General features: G+C 58.8%; 19 protein-coding genes. 7 read left to right on the top strand and 12 right to left on the bottom strand.

The window, feature by feature from the left end; all coding sequences use genetic code 11:
• Nucleotides 1-40: 40 nt before the first annotated feature.
• Nucleotides 41-1,174 (bottom strand): trypsin-like peptidase domain-containing protein, encoded by a 1,134-nt coding sequence (locus tag RSK20926_RS16030; RefSeq protein WP_008208285.1) that lies wholly within the window; start codon nucleotides 1,172-1,174, stop codon nucleotides 41-43.
• Nucleotides 1,175-1,326: 152 nt separating this feature from the next.
• Between RSK20926_RS16030 and RSK20926_RS16035 the strand changes: the two genes are divergently transcribed.
• A complete protein-coding gene (locus RSK20926_RS16035) occupies nucleotides 1,327-2,001 on the top strand; it encodes a winged helix-turn-helix domain-containing protein (RefSeq protein ID WP_037255400.1) in 675 nt (224 codons plus the stop codon).
• A gap of 40 nt (nucleotides 2,002-2,041) precedes the next feature.
• A complete protein-coding gene (locus tag RSK20926_RS16040; RefSeq protein ID WP_232281916.1) occupies nucleotides 2,042-3,361 on the top strand; it encodes a sensor histidine kinase in 1,320 nt (439 codons plus the stop codon).
• Between the two features lie 2 nt (nucleotides 3,362-3,363).
• Here RSK20926_RS16040 and RSK20926_RS16045 read toward each other — a convergent pair whose 3' ends face one another.
• On the bottom strand, nucleotides 3,364-5,682 hold the full coding sequence (locus RSK20926_RS16045; RefSeq protein WP_008208288.1) for a PAS domain-containing hybrid sensor histidine kinase/response regulator: 2,319 nt from the start codon (nucleotides 5,680-5,682) through the stop codon (nucleotides 3,364-3,366).
• 436 nt (nucleotides 5,683-6,118) lie between these two features.
• Here RSK20926_RS16045 and RSK20926_RS16050 point away from each other — a divergent pair, with 436 nt between their 5' ends.
• Nucleotides 6,119-7,330 (top strand): hypothetical protein, encoded by a 1,212-nt coding sequence (locus RSK20926_RS16050; protein WP_008208290.1) that lies wholly within the window; start codon nucleotides 6,119-6,121, stop codon nucleotides 7,328-7,330.
• A gap of 104 nt (nucleotides 7,331-7,434) precedes the next feature.
• On the opposite strand, the gene RSK20926_RS16055 is transcribed toward RSK20926_RS16050, so the two are convergent.
• From RSK20926_RS16055 to RSK20926_RS16080, 6 genes are all read right to left on the bottom strand, one after another.
• Nucleotides 7,435-8,412 carry an HpcH/HpaI aldolase/citrate lyase family protein gene (locus RSK20926_RS16055; protein ID WP_008208292.1) on the bottom strand — a complete coding sequence of 326 codons (978 nt, stop codon included), beginning with the start codon at nucleotides 8,410-8,412 and terminating at the stop codon, nucleotides 7,435-7,437.
• Between the two features lie 21 nt (nucleotides 8,413-8,433).
• Nucleotides 8,434-9,744: a serine hydroxymethyltransferase gene (gene glyA / locus RSK20926_RS16060; RefSeq protein WP_008208293.1), complete on the bottom strand. Its 1,311-nt coding sequence runs from the start codon at nucleotides 9,742-9,744 to the stop codon at nucleotides 8,434-8,436.
• A gap of 88 nt (nucleotides 9,745-9,832) precedes the next feature.
• The gene (locus RSK20926_RS16065; protein ID WP_008208295.1) at nucleotides 9,833-10,807 is read right to left on the bottom strand and encodes a 2-hydroxyacid dehydrogenase; all 975 of its coding nucleotides are present in this window, start codon (nucleotides 10,805-10,807) and stop codon (nucleotides 9,833-9,835) included.
• Nucleotides 10,807-11,697, bottom strand: a complete 891-nt coding sequence (gene sucD / locus RSK20926_RS16070) for a succinate--CoA ligase subunit alpha (protein ID WP_008208297.1) — start codon at nucleotides 11,695-11,697, stop codon at nucleotides 10,807-10,809. Before sucD ends, RSK20926_RS16065 begins: the two co-directional genes overlap by 1 nt.
• A complete protein-coding gene (locus RSK20926_RS16075) occupies nucleotides 11,694-12,893 on the bottom strand; it encodes a malate--CoA ligase subunit beta (RefSeq protein WP_008208299.1) in 1,200 nt (399 codons plus the stop codon). The genes sucD and RSK20926_RS16075 overlap by 4 nt, the downstream gene beginning before the upstream one ends.
• A 24-nt stretch (nucleotides 12,894-12,917) precedes the next feature.
• Nucleotides 12,918-14,162: an aminotransferase class V-fold PLP-dependent enzyme gene (locus tag RSK20926_RS16080; protein ID WP_037255405.1), complete on the bottom strand. Its 1,245-nt coding sequence runs from the start codon at nucleotides 14,160-14,162 to the stop codon at nucleotides 12,918-12,920.
• Between the two features lie 219 nt (nucleotides 14,163-14,381).
• Here RSK20926_RS16080 and RSK20926_RS16085 point away from each other — a divergent pair, with 219 nt between their 5' ends.
• Nucleotides 14,382-15,029: a response regulator transcription factor gene (locus RSK20926_RS16085; protein WP_008208303.1), complete on the top strand. Its 648-nt coding sequence runs from the start codon at nucleotides 14,382-14,384 to the stop codon at nucleotides 15,027-15,029.
• A gap of 18 nt (nucleotides 15,030-15,047) precedes the next feature.
• Here the strand turns inward: RSK20926_RS16085 and RSK20926_RS16090 are convergent, their stop codons facing one another.
• Both RSK20926_RS16090 and RSK20926_RS16095 read right to left on the bottom strand, forming a co-directional pair.
• On the bottom strand, nucleotides 15,048-15,539 hold the full coding sequence (locus RSK20926_RS16090) for a hypothetical protein (protein ID WP_232281917.1): 492 nt from the start codon (nucleotides 15,537-15,539) through the stop codon (nucleotides 15,048-15,050).
• A gap of 24 nt (nucleotides 15,540-15,563) precedes the next feature.
• Entirely contained in the window at nucleotides 15,564-16,832 is a 1,269-nt protein-coding gene (locus tag RSK20926_RS16095) for a replication initiation protein (RefSeq protein WP_008208306.1), read from the bottom strand.
• Nucleotides 16,833-17,428: 596 nt separating this feature from the next.
• Between RSK20926_RS16095 and RSK20926_RS16100 the strand changes: the two genes are divergently transcribed.
• From RSK20926_RS16100 to RSK20926_RS16110, 3 genes are all read left to right on the top strand, one after another.
• Nucleotides 17,429-18,847, top strand: coding sequence for an AAA family ATPase (locus tag RSK20926_RS16100; RefSeq protein ID WP_008208308.1), 1,419 nt, complete (start codon nucleotides 17,429-17,431; stop codon nucleotides 18,845-18,847).
• A complete protein-coding gene (locus RSK20926_RS16105) occupies nucleotides 18,840-19,907 on the top strand; it encodes a ParB/RepB/Spo0J family partition protein (RefSeq protein WP_008208310.1) in 1,068 nt (355 codons plus the stop codon). The genes RSK20926_RS16100 and RSK20926_RS16105 overlap by 8 nt, the downstream gene beginning before the upstream one ends.
• A gap of 75 nt (nucleotides 19,908-19,982) precedes the next feature.
• Nucleotides 19,983-21,632 (top strand): AfsR/SARP family transcriptional regulator, encoded by a 1,650-nt coding sequence (locus tag RSK20926_RS16110; RefSeq protein WP_008208311.1) that lies wholly within the window; start codon nucleotides 19,983-19,985, stop codon nucleotides 21,630-21,632.
• Nucleotides 21,633-21,715: 83 nt separating this feature from the next.
• Here RSK20926_RS16110 and RSK20926_RS16115 read toward each other — a convergent pair whose 3' ends face one another.
• Nucleotides 21,716-23,434 (bottom strand): hypothetical protein, encoded by a 1,719-nt coding sequence (locus RSK20926_RS16115; RefSeq protein WP_008208313.1) that lies wholly within the window; start codon nucleotides 23,432-23,434, stop codon nucleotides 21,716-21,718.
• An 11-nt stretch (nucleotides 23,435-23,445) separates the two neighbouring features.
• On the bottom strand, nucleotides 23,446-24,507 hold the full coding sequence (locus tag RSK20926_RS22180) for a phosphatase PAP2 family protein (protein WP_157133155.1): 1,062 nt from the start codon (nucleotides 24,505-24,507) through the stop codon (nucleotides 23,446-23,448).
• Nucleotides 24,508-24,820 lie beyond the last annotated feature (313 nt).

Genomic DNA, 24,820 nt, shown 5'->3' on the forward strand with positions numbered 1-24,820 from the left:
GGACGCTGCTCTTTTTTGCCCTGCCGCAGCCCTTCCTTGTTCAGGCCTCCTGATCAGCCCGGTTGCCCAGGGTGACATCGATCTCCAGGGTTTTGCCCCGGCGCAGGATTTCCATTTTGGTTTCTTCCTCGGGGTTGTTCATCGCCACGGCCTTAGTCAGGTCGCGCAGCTCACCCACCTCGGCGCCGCCAAAGGAGACAACCACGTCGCCCGGTTTCAGTCCCGCGGCTTCCGCCGGGCTGTCAGCGACCACGCTTTCAATCACCACGCCCTTGCCTGCCTCCAGGCCCAGGACATTGGCAGCATCCTCTGAGAGCGGCTTGATCTGTACGCCCAGCCAGCCCCGGTCGATGCGGCCGTCATCCTGCAGGTCGGCGACGATATCGCGCACCAGATCGGAAGGCACCGCAAAGCCAATGCCGACCGAACCGCCATCCGGAGAGAAGATAGCGGTGTTGACGCCCACCACATCGCCCTCGCCATTGAACAAGGGCCCGCCGGAGTTGCCCCGGTTGATCGCGGCATCGGTCTGAATGAAGTCATCAAAGGGCCCGGCATTGATATTGCGCGAGGTGGCCGAGACGATACCCGAGGTCACAGTGCCCGAGAGGCCAAAGGGGCTGCCCATGGCAATGACCTCTTCGCCGACGCGCAGATCCCCGGAAGAGCCGAACTCCACCACCGGCAGGTCTTTCCCTGCCTCAATCTGCAGCAGCGCGATATCGGTCAGCGGATCGGCCCCGATCACCTCTGCCGCATGTTTGCTGCCGTCAGATAGCGTCACCTCGACGGTATCGGCGCCCTTGACCACATGGTGGTTGGTGACGATCAGCCCCTCCTCGGAAATCACAAAGCCGGAGCCCGCGCCTTTGGTCGGCCGCATCTGGCCTTGACCTGGCATCTGATGGCCAAAGCGGCGGCGGAATTCTTCAAAGAAATCCTCACCCGGCGACATCTGTTTGTGCGGCTTAGCACCTGCTTCGGCTTTAGTGGTGCGCTTGCCGGTGACTTCGACATAGACAACTGCAGGCGAGACGCTTTCGACCAGATCGGCGTAGCCGCCGCTGCCTGGCACAGCCAGGGCCGGAGCGGGCGCAAGGGACAGCAAGACGGTTGCGGCAACGGCGGTGCTCAGCCCGAAGACTGCAGAACGGGAGGGAGTGCGAGTGATCATATCAGGTTTCCTTGCGATGAAGTGATGCAAGAGAGATCGGCCGCAAGGATTTCAGCCGCCTGTCATCTCCTATACAGATCTGTAATGTGTTTTCCCGGCGCGGAAGACCTATATTGACCAGATTGGGAACTGGCAGCAGCAAAGAGGCCTGCGTGAAGATACTGGTGGTCGAAGACGACAAGACGACGGGGCCCTATGTGGCTGCGGGCCTGCGCGAAGAGGGCCATACGGTGGATCTCTTGGCCAATGGCCGCGAAGGCCTGGTGCAGGCTGCGGCTGCGGACTACGACGTCCTGGTGCTGGACCGCATGCTGCCGGATCTGGACGGACTCTCGCTGATCAAGACCCTGCGCGGCGCGGGCAATCGCACCCCCGCGATCATGCTGACGGCGGTGAGCGGGGTGAACGACCGGATCGAGGGGCTGGAAGCCGGCGCCGATGACTATTTGGTGAAGCCCTTTGCCTTTGGGGAGCTATCCGCCCGCGTCGCCGCCCTGGCCCGTCGTCCGGGGCTTCAGCAACAGGAAACCCGGCTCTGTGTCGGGGATCTGGAAATGGATCTGGTCCAGCATAAGGTCACCCGCGCGGGCCAGGAGATCCCCCTCCTGCCGCGGGAATTCACCCTCTTGGAGCATCTGTTGCGGCGTAAGGGCCGGGTGCAAACCCGCACCATGCTGCTGGAGGCGGTCTGGGACATCACCTTTGATCCCCAGACCAATGTGGTGGAGACCCATATCTCGCGGCTGCGGGCCAAGGTGGACCGGCCCTTTGACAATGAGCTGATCGAAACCGTGCGCGGCGCGGGGTATCGCATTGCTGTCGCTTGATCGAAACGACAGGTTGCGCGGCCTTCTGCGATCTTCCCCTGTGCGGCAGTCCCTGTGGCTGTCGCTCCTGTTCCTGTTGACCAGTGCACTGAGCCTAGGCATCACCTATTACGTCGCAAAATCCGCGCAACAAAGCGCCATTGAAGAGAGCCTCATCCAGGATATGGCGGGGTTTCAGGCCACGCCCTCTGCTTCGGCACTTGCGGTTCTGGTGCGCGCGCAGACCTCTGAAAGCGACCCAAAGAAGCGTTTGCTCAGCTATCGGCTGCCAAACGGTCGCGTGATTGCAGGCAATTCTGCAGTAACGCAGCAAGAGGCAGGGTTCAGACTGGTTGTGCTCGGTCCTGAGCCAACACCGGTCCAGGGGCCCTTTCTGCTGCTCAGCCGTCATATCCATGGCGGGCTGATGACCGTGGCAGAAAGCGCGGATCCTCTGGAAAAACTCCAAGAGACCTTTCTGCGGGTTTTTCTGTTCAGCCTGCTACCCGCCATTGCCATCGCGGTTTTGGGCGGGGTTCTGCTGGCCCGACGCTCCGCACGGCGTTTGACCGAACTGGAACAGGTCCTAGCGCGCCTCACCACAGGGGACCTAACCGCCAGAGCCTCTACCCCAGTGGGCGCCACGGATGATCTGAACCGGATCAGCACCAGCGTAAACCGAATGGCAGAGGCGCAGGAAAACTCGATGATGGCGCTAAAACAGGTCTCTGCCGATATCGCGCATGACCTCAAAAGCCCTATCCAACGGGTCTCGGTCCATGCTGAGAGGCTCCAGGCGATACCTGGCCTACCCGCAGAGGCCAAAGAAATCGCTGCTAAGACCCTGGCGGAAACCAAGGGCATCGACCAGACCTTCCAATCGCTTTTGCAGATTGCTCAGATTGAAGGCGGCTCTCCCGCGGCACGGTTCCAGACGGTGGATCTAGCTGACACGGCACGGACGATAGCCGAGATCTATGAACCCGCCGCCGAGGAAGAAGGCCGTAGGCTGCAATTGGACTTGCCGGAAGGACCGGTATTCGTGCGCGGTGACAAGACCCTCATTGGGCAATTGCTGGCCAATCTGCTGGAAAATGCGCTGCGACATACACCACGAGGCAGTGACATTCACCTCTCGCTCCTTGGGGGCAGGCAACCGCAATTGATCCTGCGCGATCACGGGTCCGGGATCCCGCAGAAGGAACAGGTCAATGTCTTGCGCAGGCTCTACCGTTTGGAGCGGAGTCGTAGCACCCCAGGTAGCGGTTTGGGCCTCAGCTTGGTCCAAGCAATCGCTGATCTGCACCGGGCGGACCTCACACTCAGGACCGTTGAACCCGGTCTGGAGGTCCAGGTCAGCTTTCCAAAGGCGGATGTCTGAATTTACCCGTCCAGCGCGTTGCGCAGGGCCCGCGCCAGATGCGCCTTCTCCATTGGCTTTTGCAGAAATTGGAAATTGCTAAGGGGCTTTTGCGTACCTTCAAGATGTGCCTGCGGGAAACCTGACATCAGTACCACGCGGATTTCCGGATGTTTGTTTTCAAGGAAATGCGCCAGATCGACACCACTGTCCCCGCCCGGGAGCACCACATCTGCAAGCACAAGTGCCGGCCTTGGGTTTCGCCCAATGCTGCGCAAGGCGCCAGAGACCGTGGTTGAAGCAGAGACCTCATAGTTCAGCGTTTCCAAAATGCCGCGCAGCGTGCCCTGTACAGCATTATCATCTTCGAGCAGATGCACATGCTCGCCGCTGCCCCTCAGGATCTCCACCGTTCTTGGTAAACTGCGTAAACGCGGTTTCTCTTGCGAGCGTGGCAGGAAAAGAGAAACCCGGGTTCCTTTTCCCGGACAGCTTTCAATACGCGTGTCGCCACCAGATTGGCGGGAAAACCCAAATACCATCGAAAGTCCCAATCCGCTGCCCTCACCAACACCTTTGGTGGTGAAATAAGGTTCAACGGCGCGCTGAAGGTTCTCCGCGCTCATTCCGGATCCGGTGTCCTTTAGCGCAATTTCCACATAGTCTCCAGGCGCTAAGATACCAGTTTCAGCACCACTGCTGGCCGCGTTCGTCCAGATGCGATTGCGACAAGAAATTTCTATGCTGCCACCATCTGGCATCGCATCACGGGCATTCATTGCCAAATTGAACAGCGCACTTTCGAACTGAGAGGAATCCGCAAAAACCGGCCACAAGCCTGAATCCTGCGTGCAGTGCACCTTGATCCCGTCTCCCAAAATGCGATCCAGTGCCTCTGCGAGATCCGGAACCAGTTCAGAAAGGTTGACCGCTTCGGGCTGCAGGGGTTGTTTGCGAGAAAACGCCAGCAGCTGCCGGGTAAGTTCGCCCCCCTTCTGTGCGGCTTCCTTGATAGCATCCGCCAATTCATGATCTGGATCTTCCGCCACTTTCAACAGTTCCGCATTGCCCTGAATGACCGTCAGAAGATTGTTGAAATCATGGGCAATGCCACCTGTTAACTGTCCGATGGCTTCCAGCCGTTGCGCTTCGAACAGAGTTGCCTCCAGTTCTTTGCGGTCCGTCACATCGGTCAAAAGACCTACAGATCGCACCGATCTGCCCTGGTTGTTGACCAGACATTTGCCATGGGCCGCGAACCAACGATAGCTGCCGTCAACAGCCCGAAAGCGGTGCTCATGGTTGAACGGCACATCCGGTTCCTTCAGATGTCGCTCCAACTCTTCTTGATATGGGCCAAAGTCTTCTGGATGCAAAAACGCGGAAATGCCATTCGCGACAAGAACGTCGCGGAAATCCGCAGCTTCATACCCCAGCGAAGAGACAAAACCCGGCGACAGAAAGAGATGGTCAGATTCAATGTCCCAATCCCAGATCGCGGCACTTTGCGTCGCGAGGGCATAGCGCTCTTCGCTTTCCCGCAATCGCTTTGTCCGCTCTTCCACCTTGGCTTCCAGCTGGGAATTCAGCTCCTCCATCCTGAGGCGCAGGGCATTTTGCTCTGTCACATCTTCTTCACTCAGGATGGTGACAAAACCTCCGGTCACCGGGTCGCGGCCGCGACGTGCCCGAATGCGATGAACGCGATTGCCCTGCTGCGTGCGGACCAATTGTTCGGTATCCAGGGTCTTGCCAGTCTTTGCGATCTGTAAAAGCGCCCTTGCCACCTCTGGATCTTTCAGGCGCGCTTCCAGATCATTTGAACTCAGCATAGCTGAGGATTTGCCATAACAAGACAGCGCAGCGGGGTTTTGCACCAGGAGTTTGCCCTCGTAGGAATAGGTGCTGACCATCAAGGCAGAAACACGGGCGGCCTCCAGAATACGAATCGCTTCCTCATCCGCAAACTGATCGACGAATTGTTTCACTTCGATCAAAACGGCACTTACGCCCTCTTCGATCAGGACTGGCAAAAATGACAGAAGCACCGTTTTGGGAACACCTTGGGGATATAGCGTCCAGGTGTCCTGCAACCTGTGATCACCCGATGAATGCCTCACAATTTGCCGTAGCCGCTGGCGTACCGTATCGCTATCGCTGGAGAAATCTCGCTCCAAGAGATCCTGGAGATCCCTGCCCTCCCAGAATTGAATGGCTGCTGGATTAGCCCACCAAATCCCGTGCCGCTCCACATCAAAGATCCACAGAGGTGTGGCCAAATGATTGAAATGCTCCAGGCTAGCGTGGCCAGGGAAACAGCTATACCCGTTGGAACTGTCCATAAAGCGGTTTAATCCTCGTAGCTTTCCTTCCCCAATTCTACCTATTGCTCGGCAACACCCCAAGCAAATTCAAACTTGTAGAGAAAGACTGTGATACGCCCATGACGTGTTTCACCCCCTGCTTCACCTACCCCCCGCCGCGCTTTTGTCTCCTGAACCAAGTAACCCGCGGGCAAGGTTTTACACGCGGTAAAGGCGCATAAGTAAGTTGATACTAAGCAAAAGAGTGTATCCAATAGCAACAAGGCTCAATCTGGTTTCGAAATCATCTTCCGACCACCCTATCTATCACTTGATTGTAACCAATCCCCCCTGCAGCATGGGATCTAGGGCAGCGTTTTTACGGTGAGGTAACTTTGTTAACCGCTCTGTGGCAAAATAAGTGAGCTGCAATAGACAGTAGACCGATCGCAAATGTTCCGAGGATCGCAGCAAAATGCAGATGAATGAACAGTACGAACACGGCCAAGGCGCATCAGATGAACTGATGGTGCTCTCCTGTTCGACTGGCCTCGAATTTCTGCAACGCTTTGTCGAAATCCTGGCAGATTGTTTCGAAGCAGATCTGGTGACAATTGGCGAGCTCAAGGTGATGGAGCGAGAATGCATCAGAGTCTTGGCCAGCAGTTTTGACAGCAAATCCCTGGGCGAGATGGAATATGAGGCCGGTGGCACACCCTGTCAGGATGTGGTCAAATCTGCAAGGCAACAGACCTTTCTGCGGGGTATCCAAAAGGACTACCCACTGGATGAAATGTTCGTCCAGGAGAATATTCAGAGCTATATCGGCTTCCCCCTGACCAATAAGGAAGGTGCCGCAATTGGCCTGATCCAGGCTGCATGGCGACGCGAAATCGACCAGGAGGAGGCCGATCATCTGACGGAAACGGTAGGTTTGTTCCTTCTCCGTCTCAGCGCCGAGCTGGAAACACTGCACGCCATGCGCATTCTCAGCGCGCTTGCTTTGGGACACAACCAGCAAGGAAGCAATGACCCAATTGCCCTCTTGTGTGAACAGATGCAGGCCGCACTCAAAGTGCGCTGGGTCATCGTATCCGAGACCTATGATAAAGATCCCAGCTGCTACCGCCTGCTGTCCAAATGCCAGGACGGGATCATTGAACAGGGCGCCATGGGAGAATTGCGCCCCTATGAGGGCTCTCCCTGTAACTTGTTGAAAAACAGCGATCAGGTTTTTATCCCCGATGGTTTGCCAGAACGCTTCCCGGACCACCCTGGCATCAGATCGCAAAAGCTGGTGTCCTACCTCGGGCAAAACATCCGCGCCGAGGATGGTACACTGCTTGGGCATTTTGCCATTCTTCATGATGGCGCGCTGCAGCCCCGCACCAGTGAAGCGGATCTCTTCAAACTCTTTGCCGCCCGCGTGGCCTCAGAGCTTCGTCAGATGCGCAAGAAGAGTGCGCAGTCCCATGGCTTTGACCAGCGTGGCCTGACCCAAGCCGACAAATTGGCTGAGCGACTGGCGCATATGGATGCCAGGATCTCGGAACTGAACGCGGAACAGGATTTCGACGGCGTGACCCGCAACGCCTTGGAACATCTTTCAAATGACATCACCGCCTCTGAAACCCTGCTAAAAGGGATCAAAAACAGTGTGCGCCCAAAGGGCTCAAAACACTACTGAAGCTGGCGGGCCTACTAAACAGTGGTGCACGCAGAAAAACGGGCCGAGAGTTTCCCGGCCCGATGTAATTTATCCAATGCGGTTTCGCCGATACGGCGGGCGATTTAGGCGCCGGAAATCTGGCGGGCTTTTTCCACCAGCACTTCGGCCTGACGGATCGAAGCATAGTCGATCAACCGGCCATCCAGCGAAACCGCGCCCTTGCCTGCGGCTTCCGCTTCCGCCATGGCGGCCAGAATGCGGTGGGCCTTGGTCACCTCTTCGTCCGAGGGACTCATGACTTCATTGGCCAGGGCGATCTGGCTGGGGTGGATGGCCCATTTGCCTTCGCAGCCCAGAACCGCCGCGCGTTTGGCCGCTGCCTTGTAGCCCTCGGGGTCCTGGAAATCACCGAATGGCCCGTCGATGGGACGCAGACCATTGGCACGGGCGGCCACAACCATGCGCGCCAGCGCATAGTGCCACATGTCGCCCCAATGGGTCTCACGGCTGCCATCCGCAGCGGCGTCGGTCAGGACCGAGTAGTCCTTGTTCACGCCGCCAATGATGGTGGTGCGGGCACGGGTCGAAGCGGCATAGTCGGCCACACCGAAGTGCAGGCTTTCGTTGCGCTTGGAGGCACCAGCAATTTCAGAGACATTCTGCATCCCCAGCGCGGTTTCGATGATGTGCTCGAAACCAATGCGCTTTTTCAGGCCCTTGGCGTCTTCGATCTGGGTCACCATCATGTCGACGGCATAGACGTCAGCAGCGGTGCCAACTTTAGGGATCATGATCAGATCCAGGCGCTCGCCGGCCTGTTCCACCACATCCACCACATCGCGGTACATGTAATGGGTATCCAGCCCGTTGATGCGCACTGACATGGTCTTGTTGCCCCAGTCGATGTCATTCAGCGCCTGAATGATGTTCTTGCGCGCCTGTTCCTTCTCGTCAGGCGCCACCGCGTCTTCCAGATCCAGGAAGATCACATCCACGTCGGATTGCGCGGCCTTTTCAAACATGCCGGGCTGGCTGCCGGGCACGGCGAGTTCACTGCGGTTAAGACGCGCAGGCGCCTGTTCGATGGGAAAGAAACTCATGTCTCAGACTCCTTTTGAGGGTTACAGGTTCGGGTAGAGGGGGAATTCGGCGCAGAGTTTGGCGACTTTGGCGCGCACAGCTGCTTCGACTTCGCCGTTGCCCTCTTCGCCATTGGCCGCGAGGCCGTCGACCACTTCCACGATCAGATCGGCGATCTGGCGGAACTCTGCCTCACCAAAGCCGCGGGTGGTGCCCGCCGGGGTGCCGAGGCGGATGCCCGAGGTCACGGTGGGCTTTTCCGGATCAAACGGGATGCCGTTCTTGTTGGTGGTGATATGGGCGCGGCCCAGAGCCTTGTCGGTGATATTGCCGGTCACGCCCTTGGGGCGCAGGTCCACCAGCATCACATGGGTATCGGTGCCGCCGGTGACGATGTCCAGACCGCCCTTGATCAGCTGGTCCGCCAGCGCTGCTGCATTGGCGCGCACCTGCTTCTGGTAGTCTTTGAACTCGGGCTTCAGCGCCTCGCCAAAGGCTGCTGCCTTGCCTGCAATCACATGCATCAGCGGGCCGCCCTGGATGCCGGGGAAGATCGCCGAGTTCACCTTCTTGGCAATCGCCTCGTCATTGGTGACGATCATGCCGCCGCGGGGGCCGCGCAGGGTCTTATGCGTGGTGGTGGTGGCCACATGGGCATGCGGGAAGGGGCTGGGGTGCTCGCCAGCCGCGATGAGACCGGCGATATGGGCCATATCAACCATGAAATAGGCGCCAACGCTGTCGGCAATCTCGCGGAACTTGGCAAAATCGATCTGGCGCGGGATGGCGGAGCCGCCCGCGATGATCAGCTTGGGCTGGTGCTCTGTGGCCAGGGCCTGGATCTGATCGTAGTCAATGAGGTTGTCATCCTCGCGCACGCCGTAATGCACCGCGTTGAACCACTTACCCGACTGGTTTGGGCGCGCGCCATGGGTCAGGTGGCCGCCGGAGGCGAGGTCCATGCCGAGGATGGTATCGCCGGGCTGGATCAGCGCTTGGAACACACCCTGGTTGGCCTGAGAGCCGGAGTTCGGCTGCACATTGGCAAACTCACAACCAAAGAGTTCCTTGGCGCGGTCAATGGCCAGGTTCTCTGCCACGTCGACATACTGGCAGCCGCCATAGTAGCGGCGCCCGGGGTAGCCTTCGGCATATTTGTTGGTCAGGACGGAACCCTGCGCCTCCATCACGGCGGCGGAGACGATGTTTTCCGAGGCAATCAGCTCGATCTCATCACGCTGGCGCCCCAGCTCATTGGTGATCGCACCAAAAAGCTCTGGGTCACGCTCGGAAAGCGGCTGGGTGAAAAAGTCCTGACGGGCAGGCTTCAGGTCGCGGGGTGTCATGGTCATGGCTAATCTCTAGTCAGATTTGGAGTGTCCAGCGCCCATGAAAAGCGGCGCCGGAGATGGCATTCTGGTCAAGGCAGGAAGCTGCGCCTCAGATCACCCGGTCGCGGGGGTCGCGGCCCTCAAAGAAATCTTCGAGGTTGTCGAGCACCCGGAAGCCCATGGCCTCGCGCGATTCACGGGTGGCACTGCCCAAGTGGGGCAGCATCACCAGATTATCGCATTGCTTCAGCGTTGGATTGATGCGGGGCTCTCCGTCAAAGACATCTAGCGCCGCGCCGCCGATCATGTCGAACATCAGCGATTGCGCCAGGGCGAATTCGTCGATCACCTCACCGCGGGCGGTGTTGATCAGGAAGGCATCCTGCTTCATCAGATCCAGCCGCCGCGAGTTGATCAGGTGACGGTTCTCGGCGCCGCCTGGGCAATGCAGCGAGACAAAATCGCATTTCGGCAGCAGGTCTTCGATGCTGTCGACCTGGCGCGCATTGCACTGGGCCAGCACCTCAGGTGCCACCTTGCTGCGGTTCTGCACCAGGATCTCCATGCCAAAGCCGTGATGTGCCCGGCGTGCCATTTCCTGGCCGATGCGCCCGTAACCAATGATGCCGAGGGTCTTGCCGCTCACCTTGGTGCCCACCAGATGGGTCGGGCGCCAGCCGGTCCAGCGGCCTTCACGCGCCTCGCGCTCCCCCTCCCCTGCCCTGCGGGCCACCATGAGCAGAAGCGTCATGGCCAGATCGGCAGTGCATTCGGACAGCACATCCGGCGTATTGGTGACGGTGAGTCCCAGATTGCGGGCCGAAGCCTCGCAGATATGGCTGTAGCCGACGCCGTAATTGGCCAGGATGCGCGCCTTGGAAGCGCTGACGTCCAGCGCCTCAGCGCTGATCTTATCGGTGACAGTTGGCAGCACCGCATCATGGTTTTTGAGGGCCGCGCGGATCTCTGCCGGGGACATAGGCTGGTCCCCGGTGTTGAGCGAGACATTGTAGCGCTCCTGCAGCTGCGCTTCGACAGCGGCAGGCCAGCGCCGGGTGACAAGGACAGAGGGTTTTGCAGACATCACGCAGCCTTCTTCATCACACGGGCGATGGTCTCGCCGATTACAGCCGGGTTCTCTGCCACGATGACACCGGCGGCAGAGAGGATTTCGACCTTTTCAGAGGCGCTTTCGCCAAAGGCCGAGATGATGGCGCCGGCATGGCCCATGGTGCGGCCCTTGGGCGCGGTCAGACCTGCCACATAGGCAATCACCGGCTTGGTCACGTGGTTCTTGATGTAATCGGCCGCTTCCGCTTCCTGCGGGCCGCCGATTTCACCAATCATGGCGATGACTTCAGTCTCCGGGTCCTGTTCGAACCACTGCAGGATGTCCTTGAAGGAAGAGCCGTTGATCGGGTCGCCGCCGATGCCCACCGAGGTGGAGACACCAATGCCGTATTCCTTCAGCTGCGCCGCCGCCTCATAGCCCAAGGTGCCGGAGCGGCCGATGATGCCGACATTGCCGGGCAGGTAGATATGGCCGGGCATGATGCCCAGGAGCGCCTTGCCGGGAGAAATCGTGCCGGCGCAGTTGGGGCCGGTCAGCACCATGCGCTTGTCGCGCGGATAGCGGTACATGTAGCGCTTGACCCGGATCATGTCCTGGGCCGGGATACCGTCGGTGATGCAGACGCAGTAGCGAATGCCGGCATCTGCGGCTTCCATGATGCTGTCAGCCGCAAAGGGCGGCGGCACAAAGACGATGCTGGCATCGGCATCGGTGGCCTCGACGGCCTCTTTCACGGTGTTGAAGACCGGCACGCCTTCGACCACCTCGCCGCCCTTGCCGGGGACAACGCCGCCGACAACATTGGTGCCGTATTCGATCATATCCTTGGTGTGGAACCGGGCGATCTTGCCGGTAATGCCCTGCACGATAACGCGGGAGCTGCGGTCCAGGAGAATGCTCATTTCACTGCCCTCACTTTGGTCGCTTGGGTGAGATCGTTTTGCCAGGCGCCAACGGCGCGTTCGGCAGCTTCCATAAGGGTGGTGGCGCGGATCACCGGCAAGCCGGATTTGGCCAAAATCTTCTGACCCTCTTCCACATTGGTGCCCGCAAGGCGGACCACCACCGGCAGGTCGATCTCCAGCTCGCGCAGCGCCTGAACCACACCTTCGGCGACCCAGTCGCAGCGGTTGATGCCGGCAAAGATATTGACCAGGATCGCCTGCACATTGTCATCCGACAGTACCAGGCGGAAGGCCTTGGCCACGCGCTCGGGCGAAGCACCGCCGCCGATGTCGAGGAAGTTGGCAGGCTCGCCGCCGGCTAGCTTGATTGTGTCCATGGTCGCCATGGCAAGGCCGGCGCCATTGACGATGCAGCCGATATTGCCGTCGAGACCGACATAGGACAGGCCGCGGTCCGCCGCGCGGCTCTCGCGCGGGTCTTCCTGGCTCTTGTCGCGCAGCTCTGAGATCTGCGGATGGCGAAACAGAGCATTGTCGTCAAAGCTCATCTTGGCATCCAGCGCCAGCACCCGGTTGTCGCCGGTGATCACCAGCGGGTTGATCTCCACCATGGTGGCATCAAGCTCGCTGAAGGCGGCGTAGCAGCCCTGCAGGGTGCGTACCATCTGCTGCACCATGCCCGGCTCCAGACCCAGCTTGAAGGCGATCTCGCGCGCCTGGAATTCCTGCAGGCCCACCGCAGGCTCCACGGTGGAGCGCACGATGCTGTCAGGTTTCTCGGCAGAGATCTCCTCGATCTCCATGCCGCCTTCGGAGGAGGCGACGATCATCACCCGCTGGCTGGAGCGGTCCAGCACAAAGCCGAGGTAAATCTCGCGGTCGATAGGCACCGCGCTTTCGACATAGACCCGGTAGATGCCCTTGCCTTCAGGGCCGGTCTGATGGGTGACCAGCTTGCGGCCGAACATGTCCTCGCAGGCCTCGTAGATCTCGCCCTCGCTGTCGCAGAGCTTGACGCCGCCGGCCTTGCCGCGGCCGCCGGCATGCACCTGTGCCTTGACGATCCATTTCTCGCCGCCCAGCTCGCGGGCGCGGTAGGCGGCCTGTTCGGGGCTATAGGCCAGCGCACCCGAAGGTACCGCCACGCCGAAATTCGACAGAATTTCCTTGGCCTGATACTCGTGGATATCCATGGTGTTCCTCCCTATGGACGGGTCTTATTCAGCAGCCAGGGCTGTGTCGTAGTGATTGTCGAGGCCGGTCAGGACCTCCTCCAGATCCAGTCCGGCGCCGAGGTCGTTCATCGCTTTGCCGAAGCGGCTAACGATGTCAGTGATGGCGGCGCGGTTGATCTGGTTCAGGATACCGATGCGGACCTGGACCGGCTCCGACAGGGTCGGCCAGATGCCAAAGCCCACGGCGCGGCAGTTGCCGACCAGCTCTTTCTCGCGGCCCGCCAGATCGCCGGGCAGGTTCAGAACCACCAGGCTGGTCATGTTCGAGGTGACCTCGCAGCCCATGGCAGTGACCGCATCGCGCAGCGCCTGCTCGTGGAAGGCATAGTCGCGGGCCTTCTGGGCGCGGCCATGCTGCAGGGTGATGCGCAGGGCCTCGTGGAAGGCGGCAACCGCATAGCCGGAATGAGTGCGGTGATAAGCGCCGGCAGCGACGTCTTCACCATCCATGATGCCCCAGTGGCGGGCTTCCAGGATCGGGTTGTGCACATAGGATGCGCAGCCGTTTGCCTTGACGGTTTCGATGTAGCGGTCGGTGAAAGAGACCGGCGCATAGGTCAGCGGCAGGCAGAGCACGCCTTTCTGCGGGCAGGAGGCCCAGCCCACGACACCCGGGTAGTCATCAATCGAGAAATCTTCGATCCCCAGAGACGACACCGCATCGATGAGGCCCATGACACCGTGCTTTTCGCAGGCATCAGAGAAGCCTTTGATGTCGTTGATGCGGCCGGAACCGGTTTCCCAATGCGCCATGAAGGCCCATTTAGGTTTCTTGTCGGCCAGCACGCCCTCAACCATCTCGCCGGTGACAGAGGTGCCATGGGGCACATCCACCACGGTGACCGAAGCCGCCTGCGGGTTCAGCGCATCGGCGGCCAGCTCTTCGCGGGTGGCGGCTTTCATGCAGATGGTCAGCGCATCAACGCCAGAGAAGGTGCCGTTCTGGAAGGCCACAACGCTGTCGCCGGGCAGGATCGCGTTGAACATGCAATCCAATGCGGAGAAACCGGTGCCCCCGACCCCGTAGGTATAGGTGTTCTTGGTGCCCCAGAGGTCACGCAGCATGAATTTGCACTCGACCATGCCGCGCAGCACATCAGGCTGCATGTGATCCGCAACGCCGGCGCCGGAGAAGGCCTGCAAAACGCGCAGGTCGGTATTGCCGGGGCCAGGGCCCGCGGCAAGCGTCTCGGGGATCTCGAGGCTGGGGAAGATTTCTACAGTCATGTGCTGACCCTTTGGCTGAACGGGGCCCGATGCCCCGGTGAATTCTTGATGACAGGCAGATTTCCCGAGCTTGCCGCCGCGCACAACGTAAGTTACTACTGCTTTTGGACATCTAATTGGGTGGGGGTTTACCTACCCAATTTGGTAAGAATGCAGTCGTATACCAAAAATGATCCCACCCAAATGGGTAGTTTTTGACGATTCAAGGTTTGAAAACAAATGGTTAATCCAGGAAGCCGCCCGATCGACATCATGCTGGCTGACAGCAATCCGCTGGTTTTGTCTGCAATGTCAGAGATCTTCGAGAGGGATCCGCGATTCTCTCTTGTCGCCACTTCGGCCACTGCGGAGGGGTTTCTGGGCATCGTGATGCGGGTGCCAGTTCAGGTCGGGATCATCGATTGGAACCTCCCCGTCCTGGGGGCGGCCAAGCTGATCGAAGTGCTACGCGAGCATGAAAACGCCCCGCGCCTGGTGGTCTACGGCGATGCCGATGGCGACGCGCCGCGGCTGGCGATGCAGGCCGGAGCGGCCGGTTTTGCCCCGCGCTCCGGCGAGGCCGAGGGGCTGTTGGAGACCTGCCTCGACGTGGCCGCGGGGAAGATGGTCTTTCCTTTTATCGATGTGCGCAAGATGCAGCAGGACCCGATCCACAGCCTGTCGCGCAAGGAGCGCGCCATTCTGGAATCCCTGGCAAAGGGCATGTCCAACCGCGAGCTTTCCAAGGCGCTGCAGATCTCGACCAATACGGTGAAGTTCCACCTGTCGAACATCTACGAAAAGCTCTCCGTGAAGAACCGCGCCCAGGCGATTGCCTATTACTATTCGGCGCAGGTCTCCGGCAATCTGCCCCAAGGCAAGGGCTGAGCCCCCTGTCCAGCAGTGTTAGAGAAAGGGATCATAGGCCCATTGCAGCAGCGCCTGGCGCTGACGAGGGCGGCAGAAGAGGTCACCCGGATGGCAATTGGCGCGGATCTGGCCTGCATGGCGGGCAAAGCCGCGCCAGCGTTTGATCTGGATCTGGTCCACCTCCGGCAGTCGGCGGCCCAGATAATACCGGCAATACCATTGGAACCAGCCGCGCGGGTCTGGCCCGTGGATCCAGCCCTTGTCGCGCCAATGGCTCAGCGGCTGGCGGCTCTTGATGCCAAAGTAATTCACCTCCGGATCCGCCACCGCTGACAGCTTGGCTTTTTCAAACCAGTTCTCCGGGAATTCCTCCCGGCAGTCATTCATATATTTGCCTTCGAAAACCCCAAGCGCCAGCATCTCGGCCGGGCTGTGGAACGGCTGGAAATCAGGATCAAAGGATGCCCCCTCTGGAGCGTCAAGCGCGTAGCGGTATTCGCTTTGCATCCTGTCATTCACTGTAATCATGCACATCTCCCCTACCCCGGTGATCTAGTTCTCAAAGGCCTCGGGTTCCAGCTCTTGCCAGAAAGCAATAATGGCGCTGGCATTCAAGGCAGAGCGCCAGCCATGGGCGCGGAAATTCTCGCGCTCCAGATCATCTTCAAGGCCGGACATAAAGAGCTGCCGGTCGGCATCGCGCTGGGTGGGGTTTCGCCGCGAAACCAAGGTCTCGACAACTTCCAGCTGTCGCGCCCGCCCGGCCCGCTCCGCCTGGCGCGCGGCAAAGGCCTCATCCTCGCGGCGCTGCTCTTCCACCCGCAGACGCGCGGCTTCCAGTGCCTCCGGGCTGGGTTCCGGAACGGGCTTTGGCGCGGCTTGCGTCGGACGGTAGTCCTCCCGCAATGCTGCAGAGAGATAACCAACCGAGCTTTTCACCGCCCCCTGCCCCGCCATATAGTCGAGTTTCTCCTGAACATAGGCCTCGCCATGTTCGGCAATCCACTGCCGCGCCAGCCGGTCAGAGACCCCCTGCCCCGTCAGCGCCTTGTAGACTGGAAGGTTGCGCAGCCCTTCGCTGTCATCAATCTGGAACATTGCCATCTGCGGGTTGGATTTGATCTTAAACCGGATGTCAGTGACCGAGCGGCCTTTCTTCTGGAACTCCGGTGTGATCTCGATATCGGCGCATTTGTTCACCTCAGCCACGGCGGGTTTGATGATCTTGGCGTTGAGATGCTTGAAACTCTCGTAGTAGCTGGAGCCATCCACCCCCATCAGCTTGCGGAACACTTCCAGGCTCCACCAGCCGGTCGAGCCGGTGCGCACAAACCGGTAGCAGTTCTCATAAAGCGCCAGCCCGTGGCCGGAACTGAAATTACGCTGGATATGGACATTGATCAGCGCATAGATCTTCGGATCGTGCAGCTTTTGCGCCAGGACCGGAGAATAGCCGTATTCGCAGACCCCGCCCTTGAGCTTGGCAAAGGACAGCAGCGAAGAAACCCCCCATTCCTGTCGCCCCTGCTCATCCAGCATGTCCCATTCGGCAGTGGTCTCGGCCAGGGCGCGCAGACTGCTGCGGAGGGTGTCAAAATCATTGGAGTTATAGCCAACGATGGCCGCCAGGGTGCGGGCATCGATGGTGTGGCTCTGGGCCGAGGTCAGCGCGTCATAGGCATTGAGCAGGAGCACATTCGACAGCTTGCGCTGCAACAGGCTCAGCTTGCCGCTGATATGGATCGCCGCCACATTCTTCTTTACCGTCTCCCGGCGCAGCGCACCTGACAGCCGGTCCATATCAATCTGGGAATCGCTCATACATGGGCCTGCATTTTTCTTTGATACTGCCCGAAAGGTACCCAGCTTTCAATCACCAAGGGTTCCTGGAGGATTGTCACTAAAGGTACCCGGATACAGGATCGGCGATTCTCACGCGCGTTGCGATACCCACCTCAACGCGCCTATGAGCACCGCTGAAGCACGGTTGTCAATGGCGACCAAAAGACTCCCAAGGCCGGTCGGTAGAGCCTAGACCGGCTGTATAGAGCCTAGCGAGGAGGTTTCAACAATCCCGAGAATCGGCACCTTTCCCCCTGCTCCTTGGCCCCCTTTATCCTGCACATGGGTACCTTTGAACCCGTAAACAGGTGCCCTTAATACTGAAAACAGGTACCCGACATAGATCAAGCATTTGTATTTACAACAGATTTCCTGAGTAAAGATTCTAAAATCTTAAAAGAAATAAACCTTGTTGCTGTCGAATTCTCTTTGATTTCAATCGCAAAAAGCAGGTTTCGCCGCGAAACCTACTGGAAAACGCTATTCTCCCCTCTGTGCCAATCTAAATGCTGGATTGATCCACAGATGTTCGCTAGTTTCCCTGACATACGCTGGAAAGGCGAACATGCCGATGGATGAACAGAGGCACCCAAAGCGAGGCATATCCCGTGAGCAAATCCCCACCTTCTTCATTGCCCCCTTATCTTAACCTCGATCCAGAGGTCGCGGCGAAGAAACTTCCTGATCCTATCGGAACGGCGCGCTTTGCCAAAGCGGCGGCCTTCTGTAGCAAAGGGCGCGAAGATCTGGCGCGTCGCGGCTATGCGCCAGATGGGCAGAAGCGTCTGCGCAAGTTCTCCACTTGGGAAATCACCAAATATCTGATCCCTGTTGCTCCCGCCCATTTACGCCGGGTGCTCAAGGCAAACCCTGACCTGCCACAGGGCGAAGGTGATGGTGGGTCAAAGTGGTTTACCCTCGAAGAGGTCCTTACCCTGCGACAGCATTTTGCCAGCGAAGGGGTGAGCACCAAAGAATACCTGCCCTATCGGCCAGAGGGTCAACCGGCCAAGGTTGTAGCTGTCGCGAATTTCAAAGGTGGTGTTGGCAAGACCTCAACGGCTGCTCATCTGGCCATGTCTGCCGCGCTCGATGGTTACAAGGTGCTAGTGATCGACCTCGACAGCCAGGGTTCCATGACTTCGATCATGGGTGGCAAGGTTGCGGATGAATGGCAGACAGTCTTTCCCTTGGTGGCTAAAGACTACGCCAAAGCGGTAACAGAAGAGAACCTGGTGCGCGCAGCAGCGGGTCAGCCGGAAATCCCCCTAGATGAAACCCTACAGGAGGCCTTGAAGACAACGCCCGAGGATGTGATCCAGAAAACCCACTGGCCCAATATTGACCTCATCGGGGCCCAGCTGAATCTATATTGGGCCGAGTTTCAAATCCCGGTTTGGCGCATGGGGCTGCGCAGCTGGCCGCTGTGGGACGGGCTGACCAATTTCCTTGAGGATGAAAAGATCCTCGATCAGTACGACATCGTCTTTCTCGATACGCCGCCGGCGCTGGGGTATCTGACGATCAATGCTTTGGCGGCTTCGGATATCCTGTTGGTGCCACTTGGAGCCTCATATCTGGAGTTCGACAGCACCGGGCGGTTTTTTGACATGCTCTACACCACTTTCGCTTCGATCGAGGACGGTGAGAACGCCGCACAGCGCGCGGCGGGTTTGCCGGAGATTAAGTTCGAATGGGATGTAGTGCGGGCCATTGTCACCCGGTTCGACGCCAGCCAGCAGACCGATATGGCCAATGTGATCCAGGCCTATTTCGGCGATTTCATGAATGCCTACCGGCAGGATTACACCGCGCTGGTGGGGCAGGCCGGGGAGCAGGTCAATGGGATCTACGAGGCCGACTACCGTGACTTTAACCGCGATACCTATGTTCGGGGTCGTGAAGCCTTTGATCGGACCTATGCGGAGTTCAAGGAAGTGCTGATCGGCTGCTGGTGGCGCGATGCACAGATGGGAGAGATGCAAGATGGCTAAACGCAGAAGATTGATCGCCCCGGATGCAAGCGAGTTGCAGGAGCTGGAGGAAGGTTTCGCCGCGAAACCCTCGGCCAATCCCTTTGAAACCAAATCTGCGGTTCCGCCTATCGCGCAGGTCGCGGCGGAGGCGGCGAGCCTCAATAGCATGACCAATGTCACCGACCGGGTCGCACTGGCCCAGGATCAGGGGGATGCGGCGCGTTGGCGCGAGGCCGAAGGGGCAGGGCTGGTTGCGCAGCAAATCGTATTGGCCGAGATCGACCCGGATTTCATCCGCCGTGACCGCATCAAAGAAGATCCCGAGGCGATGGAGGAACTGATCTCCTCTATTCGGGAGCATGGTCTGCGGTCCCCAATCGAAGTGACCCGAACTGAAGATGGCTATGGCCTGATCTCTGGCTATCGGCGCCTGCAGGCCTATCGTGCGCTGCAAAATGGCGGCGAGGGGTCAGATCGAATTCCGGCGTTTGTCCGATCTGGCAACACGGGGCAGTCGGCCTATGTTTCCATGGTCGAAGAAAATGAGGTGCGCGCCAATCTCAGCCACTATGAGCGTGGACGCATTGCTGTTCTGGCGGCAGGGCAGGGGGTCTTCCCTTCGGTTGAAGAGGCGGTGAACGTTCTTTTTGCTGCGGCCTCTAAGGCGAAGCGGTCCAAGGTTCGCAGCTTTGCCGTGGTTCATGAGGCGCTGGGGGATCTGTTGCAATTTCCAACCGGATTGAGCGAAAAAGCGGGTTTAGCGCTGGCCACCGCGCTGCGTGATGGTGGCCAGGCCCGGTTGCGAAATGCCCTGGGGCAGGGGACAGCAGTGGATGCCAAGAGCGAATGGCAACTGCTCGACAAGGCTCTTAAGCAAACGGGAGCCGTACCAAAAGATCGCTCTCGTGGGGGGAGACCACAAGAGGTGACCCGGCTGCCTGCCCGCCCGCTTCCCAAAGGTGGCGCGCTGAGTGCAGAGGTCGCAGCGGATTCCACACGAATCGAGCTGAAGGGCCGTGTTCTGAACCCGGAAACTGTGGAACGCATTCTGCAAATGATAGCGCGTCAGATCGGTTAAACCTCCTCACTCGGGGAATAAGTTGCGGCCAAGGCTCATTTTGCACCTTGGTTATGCGCGGGCTTTCACGCTAGCATGTGCCGGTTCTCGCCGATCCTGCCAATCGGCGGGATTGCTAGGCAGGATGCAGATATGGCCGGTAAACTTCAGATCCAGCCCTGGGGCATGTTTCAGCTGAAAAGTGCTGAAGGTGTCTGCACGCCCAAAGGTATGAAGGAAAGCGGCCTTGTTGCTCTGCTGGCCTTTTCGCCGCAGATGCATCGCTCCCGTGAGTGGTTGCAAGACCGGCTGTGGTCCGACAGGACAACATCGCAAGCGCAGGGAAGTCTGCGTCGGGCCTTGTCCAACCTTCGGAAAAGCCTGGGGCCTGCGGCGGATGTTGTTGGGTCGGATCGGAACTCGATTTGGCTGGAAACCGCACAGGTGGAGGTTCAGCAAACACCTCCGCAGCCAGAGGCGGAGTTCTGCGGTTCCCTGACGATCAAAGACCCAGAGTTCGAAGATTGGCGCAGGGACCAGCAGCTCCAGCAGGACCCACCAGAGGAAGAGCTGTTTCGCATCCAGCCTTCGGCTCCGGTTCAAAGCGCGCCGCGCCTGCGGGTTCTAATCCAATCCCTGGGCGAACCTGACGACCGAATAGAGGCATTCGCGATGGAGCATCTTTCAATGCTCCTGACAAAGCGGCTGTTGACTTTGGGTGAGATTGAGATTGTCACTGAAGGAAGCGGGCAGGCCGAAGAGACCAGCGCGTTCAGCACTACAATCGAATTGCGTTCCCACGCCCTGGGCGGATGGCTGAGTATTCACCTCCGACTATTGAGCGGGGAGCACAGGAGCTGCTTTTGGGCTGACCATCTGAGCCTTGAGCTGGATATGGCGGCGCTGATGACACGGAATGAACTGGCGCCTTTTGTAGCGCGGGCTGCAGGTGCTATTGCGCATAGGCTGCCACAACGGCAACAGAGTGATTTGCCCCGCTGTCTGCGGGTGCAACGGGCATCAGAGTTGCTTTTCACCGGCAACCGCAGCCGTATTGATCATGGCGACCTTCTGCTGGAAAAGCTGCAGGGGGAGGAAAATGATGGCATGGTTTCGGCATGGCGCTCCTTTGCAAAACTGACCCAAGCACTTGAATTTGGTGACTTTTCACCAGAAGTGACTCAGCAAGCGCTGAGCTTGGCGGATGACAGTCTGATTGATAGCCGGTCAAATTCTGTTGTCATTGCTTTGGCGTCGATCGTTAATATGAAGCTCGGGTCCGATTTTGACTATGGCTTCTACCTGGCCAAGGAAGCGCATGGCTATTGCGGCGATGACCCCTATGCGTTGAATGCTCTGTGTCAGGCGCATTTCTTCCGCTCGGAATATGATCAGGCCTACCAGCTGTCCAAAACCGCGCGCTCTGTCGCGGCTGGGCTGCCAAACAAGTATTACTGGGATATTCAGGCCTGTCTCGCAGCCCTAGGGGTCGGCCAGTTAGAGGAAGCTCGGGATTTTGCTTGGCAAAGTCATTTGCGCTGGCCCAGTTGTCGACCGCCTCTGCGCTATCTCGTGGCACTCAGCCTTTTGCAGGGGGATTGGGACGCGGCACAAAGTTTCGCCGCGAAACTCCGTCGCCTGGAACCAGGTTTTGATTTCTCGCAATTGCTGACGGAAGACTACCCGGTGGAAACCCTGCGGCGAACCGGGATGATTTCCGAGTTGAGTGGTCTTCTGAGTAGCTAGCAAGTAGCACCCCCGAGCAGCCAGGATGTGAGAGATTTGAGAGCGAGCGGGATGCTGGAAGAGCGCACACCCCGCTCGCTCTCTTAAGTGCTGGGAGCGGCCGCGAGGGCCTGTTTCTGCTCTATCCCAGCTTTTCGCGCAGCCAATGCCGTAGCAAAGGAGCTACCCGAAACACGAAACCTTTGGGCACTGCCATTGCCCAGCAGGCGTAAACCCGGTGCCGCCCATCCCTGATCAACCAGTTCTCCCTGCAGATCTTCCCCGTCTGGTAGGGGGAGGCCGCTATACCAGGAGTCGCGGCAAGATCCGCCCGGATGGGGCTGATGCAGCGCTTTGACACTGACGACCCTAAGATGTTTGCTTGCGCAGAGTGTCGAAGCCGTTCCCGACTGTCGAATTGCGCTAAGATCCTGATCTTTCAGGGGTATTTCACCCCCGGATAAGCGCTCCCGATGGTGGGGGTCGACAAATTCGGATGGGCGCACCGGGTCTTCACCAAGGAGGTGGAGGTTGCTGTCATCGCGCAGAATCCACAGAGAGGCTTCTCCCACGCCACCACTGATTGCCCTCAGGGTGATTTGCCAATCGCCCGCAGGAACGCGGGGCGCGGTTAGGTCTTTGCTGGCAGGGGCGCTACAGCTCAGCCGGAGTCTGTGGTGATTTTGGGAGGTGCTGCGCAAAAGCGCTCCGCCAATTACCCGGTCGCCAAAAAGTATTTTGCTATAGCTGCCTGGCGTCAGCTTCAGTTGCGCAACAGATCCATCAGGGGCCTGCAACTCTAGAGTCGGGGCGTCTTCGGCGGCATAGCAGATATCCAGAGAGTTGCTGCTGTGATCGCCATGGTGCAGCCGCCAGGTGATTGCCTGCTCCGATCCGGTTTGGAGTGCGGGAAAACGCGCATGCTGGCGATCCTGACGGTGATTTCCTGAAGGGAGAAATAGCTTCACTTCAAAGCCCGGTTTGTGCCGTTCCAGGGCCTGATGCAGAAAGTCCAGACCAGGGTGACTGCGGTCATGTGGTCCGCCCAGGAATGCAAAGGGCAGCACGATATTCAGATGCGAAATCCCACTGCCTTCAAATCCTTGGATGCAGGTCTTAATAGCTTGCAGCAGCACCGCCTGCAGGCTGGCACCGGAGCGGTCAAAAACGGCTATGGCAGGCAGCTCCACCGCAAAGAGCGGTGGCGGGGCTGGCGCCGCACCCTCTGCTTCGATCAGAAGGCCTGCCATCGCAGTACCATGAGAGAACTGACCGGGTTTAAAGCCATCCTCATAGAGGCTGCCCTCAAAGCGCTGGCCAAGGGCCTCGATTACGCGGGCCTCCCCGCCGGGGCCATCTGCCAGCGCATAAAAGGGGGCGAACTCCTCTTGGCTGAGGGACTGGCTCTCACCAGCCAAACCGAGAAAAGCGATTTCCTTGATCCGGTTGCCGCCATCGGGCAGCCGAAAGGCGGGGTTCCAAAACGCGATGCCGGTATCAATGAGAGCGGTCACAGGGCCATTGGCTACCTCAGGACCGAAACTGCTGAGGGTCATCTGTGAAAGCTCGCCATGGGGCAAAAGAAACCCTTCACGACCGGATTCCGTGTGGGACAACATACGCGCAGGATCAGCCAGATCCTCTGCAGGGATCTTTACCGGTTCAGGCGGCTTCGAATTGCCCGGCTTCGGCTCAGGTGCCAGCAGAAACAGAGGGGGCAGATTTTGCTGTCCGGTAAGATAGGGCAAAGCTGCGGGCAGGTAATTCTCCGGGAGGGGGCTAAAATCCTGCCCCCCGGTTTGAGGTTGAAACTTGAGTGTCATGGCTCACCTCTTTACCCCAGACCGCATTCTTTCAGGACCTTACCTGCCAACCATGCCAGGGCCTGCTGTGGCAGGCCTTCACCAGTGTTGGGTTTCAGGTTGCCGGGGTGGGGGAAGCGCAACAGATCGCCCGTGAGATCTTCGATTTCCGAGTTCGGACAAAGGGTTACCTGCACTGTCCCGTCAGATTGCGGACCCGCAGTGACCGCATCCGCATCCAGGCTGTGGTGCAGCTCGGCAAAGATGGGCTCAATCGTGCTACCGGTTCCGCCGGCCTTATCAAAGGTCCGCGACAAAAGCGTGCTGGCCAGCGCCAGCCCCAGTGTTGCACCTGCCAGGCCATCGGCAGGGTAATGCACCCCTGCAATGGCGCGGTTATCGGTTATGCGAGCGGCGATGGATTTCAGCTCGGTACTTGCTCCGTCAAAAAGAAGCGTTTCCAATACCACCGCAAGTGAGAAACTCTCTGTTGCATGACCGGAGGGGTAGGCACTATGCGCCGGTGTCTGGATGACCGGGTTGATCTCAGGTGCCAGATCCGCCGGGCGCACCAGTTGAAAATGACGCTTCACTTCGGATGTGACCTTAAAGACCGCTTTCAGAACTGCTTGCAGGTAAAGCAGCGTATAGGGATGTGTGGTCGGACCCAGATTTGTGGGCAGAGTCATGAAGCTCAGAATGTCGGTCTGTTGAAGCACAATCTCGCTCAGCCGTTCATCCCGGTGCCACTTGCGATTATGGACCTTGGCCAGCTGGCCATTCCAGAACTGCGCTACGGCCGGGTCGCTGACATCGCGGTGCAACTCGATGCTGGCGATTTCGCTGCCCGAGGCACTGACCAGCACTTTTGTGTTTTTGGCAGCAACCGTAATGTCTGCGGTGAGTGCGCTCTGGATCAGGGACATGCGGTGGCGGCTGTTCAGCCGTTCAAAATCCAGCACATGATCCGGCGTGGCTGCAATCCATTCCAGATCGTCGCTGGTTTTGGCCTGCCAGGCAGCGTTTAGGGATTTTGCAGTCGCATCCAGCGCTGCACTCAGCAACATCGAATTGGGCTGTCCCGAATGTGCCATTTCCATCGAACTATTTGAGGAATTGGAACTGTTGGAGGAGTTTGAGCTATTCGAAGAATTGGAGCTATTGGACGAGTTCGAGCTGTTTGCATGGGCCATTCGGCATCCTCCCTTGGTTATGCTGAGTCTACAGATTCCAGTTTTTCGATGAAGGGTTTTGAAATCACGCAAAAATCACGCGACTGGCGCATCCTGTTTCCGAAAAGCCCCTGTTGTGCGCAATGGCAACGCATTCGAGTGCATTAAGGGGACGCAAATGAGGTGAGCCGGGGGTCCTGATGGCTGTCCCTATCCAGAAGGCAAACTACCAGCG

The organism is Roseobacter sp. SK209-2-6 (assembly GCF_000169455.1).
Taxonomy (GTDB): Bacteria; Pseudomonadota; Alphaproteobacteria; order Rhodobacterales; family Rhodobacteraceae; genus Pseudophaeobacter.

Coding starts and splice junctions, on each gene's coding strand:
- RSK20926_RS16030 (WP_008208285.1), bottom strand. CDS start 1,174: ATGATCACTCGCACTCCCTCCCGTTCTGCAGTCTTCGGGCTGAGCACC.
- RSK20926_RS16045 (WP_008208288.1), bottom strand. CDS start 5,682: ATGGACAGTTCCAACGGGTATAGCTGTTTCCCTGGCCACGCTAGCCTG.
- RSK20926_RS16050 (WP_008208290.1), top strand. CDS start 6,119: ATGCAGATGAATGAACAGTACGAACACGGCCAAGGCGCATCAGATGAA.
- RSK20926_RS16055 (WP_008208292.1), bottom strand. CDS start 8,412: ATGAGTTTCTTTCCCATCGAACAGGCGCCTGCGCGTCTTAACCGCAGT.
- glyA (WP_008208293.1), bottom strand. CDS start 9,744: ATGACCATGACACCCCGCGACCTGAAGCCTGCCCGTCAGGACTTTTTC.
- RSK20926_RS16065 (WP_008208295.1), bottom strand. CDS start 10,807: ATGTCTGCAAAACCCTCTGTCCTTGTCACCCGGCGCTGGCCTGCCGCT.
- sucD (WP_008208297.1), bottom strand. CDS start 11,697: ATGAGCATTCTCCTGGACCGCAGCTCCCGCGTTATCGTGCAGGGCATT.
- RSK20926_RS16075 (WP_008208299.1), bottom strand. CDS start 12,893: ATGGATATCCACGAGTATCAGGCCAAGGAAATTCTGTCGAATTTCGGC.
- RSK20926_RS16080 (WP_037255405.1), bottom strand. CDS start 14,162: ATGACTGTAGAAATCTTCCCCAGCCTCGAGATCCCCGAGACGCTTGCC.
- RSK20926_RS16085 (WP_008208303.1), top strand. CDS start 14,382: ATGGTTAATCCAGGAAGCCGCCCGATCGACATCATGCTGGCTGACAGC.
- RSK20926_RS16090 (WP_232281917.1), bottom strand. CDS start 15,539: ATGATTACAGTGAATGACAGGATGCAAAGCGAATACCGCTACGCGCTT.
- RSK20926_RS16095 (WP_008208306.1), bottom strand. CDS start 16,832: ATGAGCGATTCCCAGATTGATATGGACCGGCTGTCAGGTGCGCTGCGC.
- RSK20926_RS16100 (WP_008208308.1), top strand. CDS start 17,429: ATGAACAGAGGCACCCAAAGCGAGGCATATCCCGTGAGCAAATCCCCA.
- RSK20926_RS16105 (WP_008208310.1), top strand. CDS start 18,840: ATGGCTAAACGCAGAAGATTGATCGCCCCGGATGCAAGCGAGTTGCAG.
- RSK20926_RS16110 (WP_008208311.1), top strand. CDS start 19,983: ATGTGCCGGTTCTCGCCGATCCTGCCAATCGGCGGGATTGCTAGGCAG.
- RSK20926_RS16115 (WP_008208313.1), bottom strand. CDS start 23,434: ATGACACTCAAGTTTCAACCTCAAACCGGGGGGCAGGATTTTAGCCCC.
- RSK20926_RS22180 (WP_157133155.1), bottom strand. CDS start 24,507: ATGGCACATTCGGGACAGCCCAATTCGATGTTGCTGAGTGCAGCGCTG.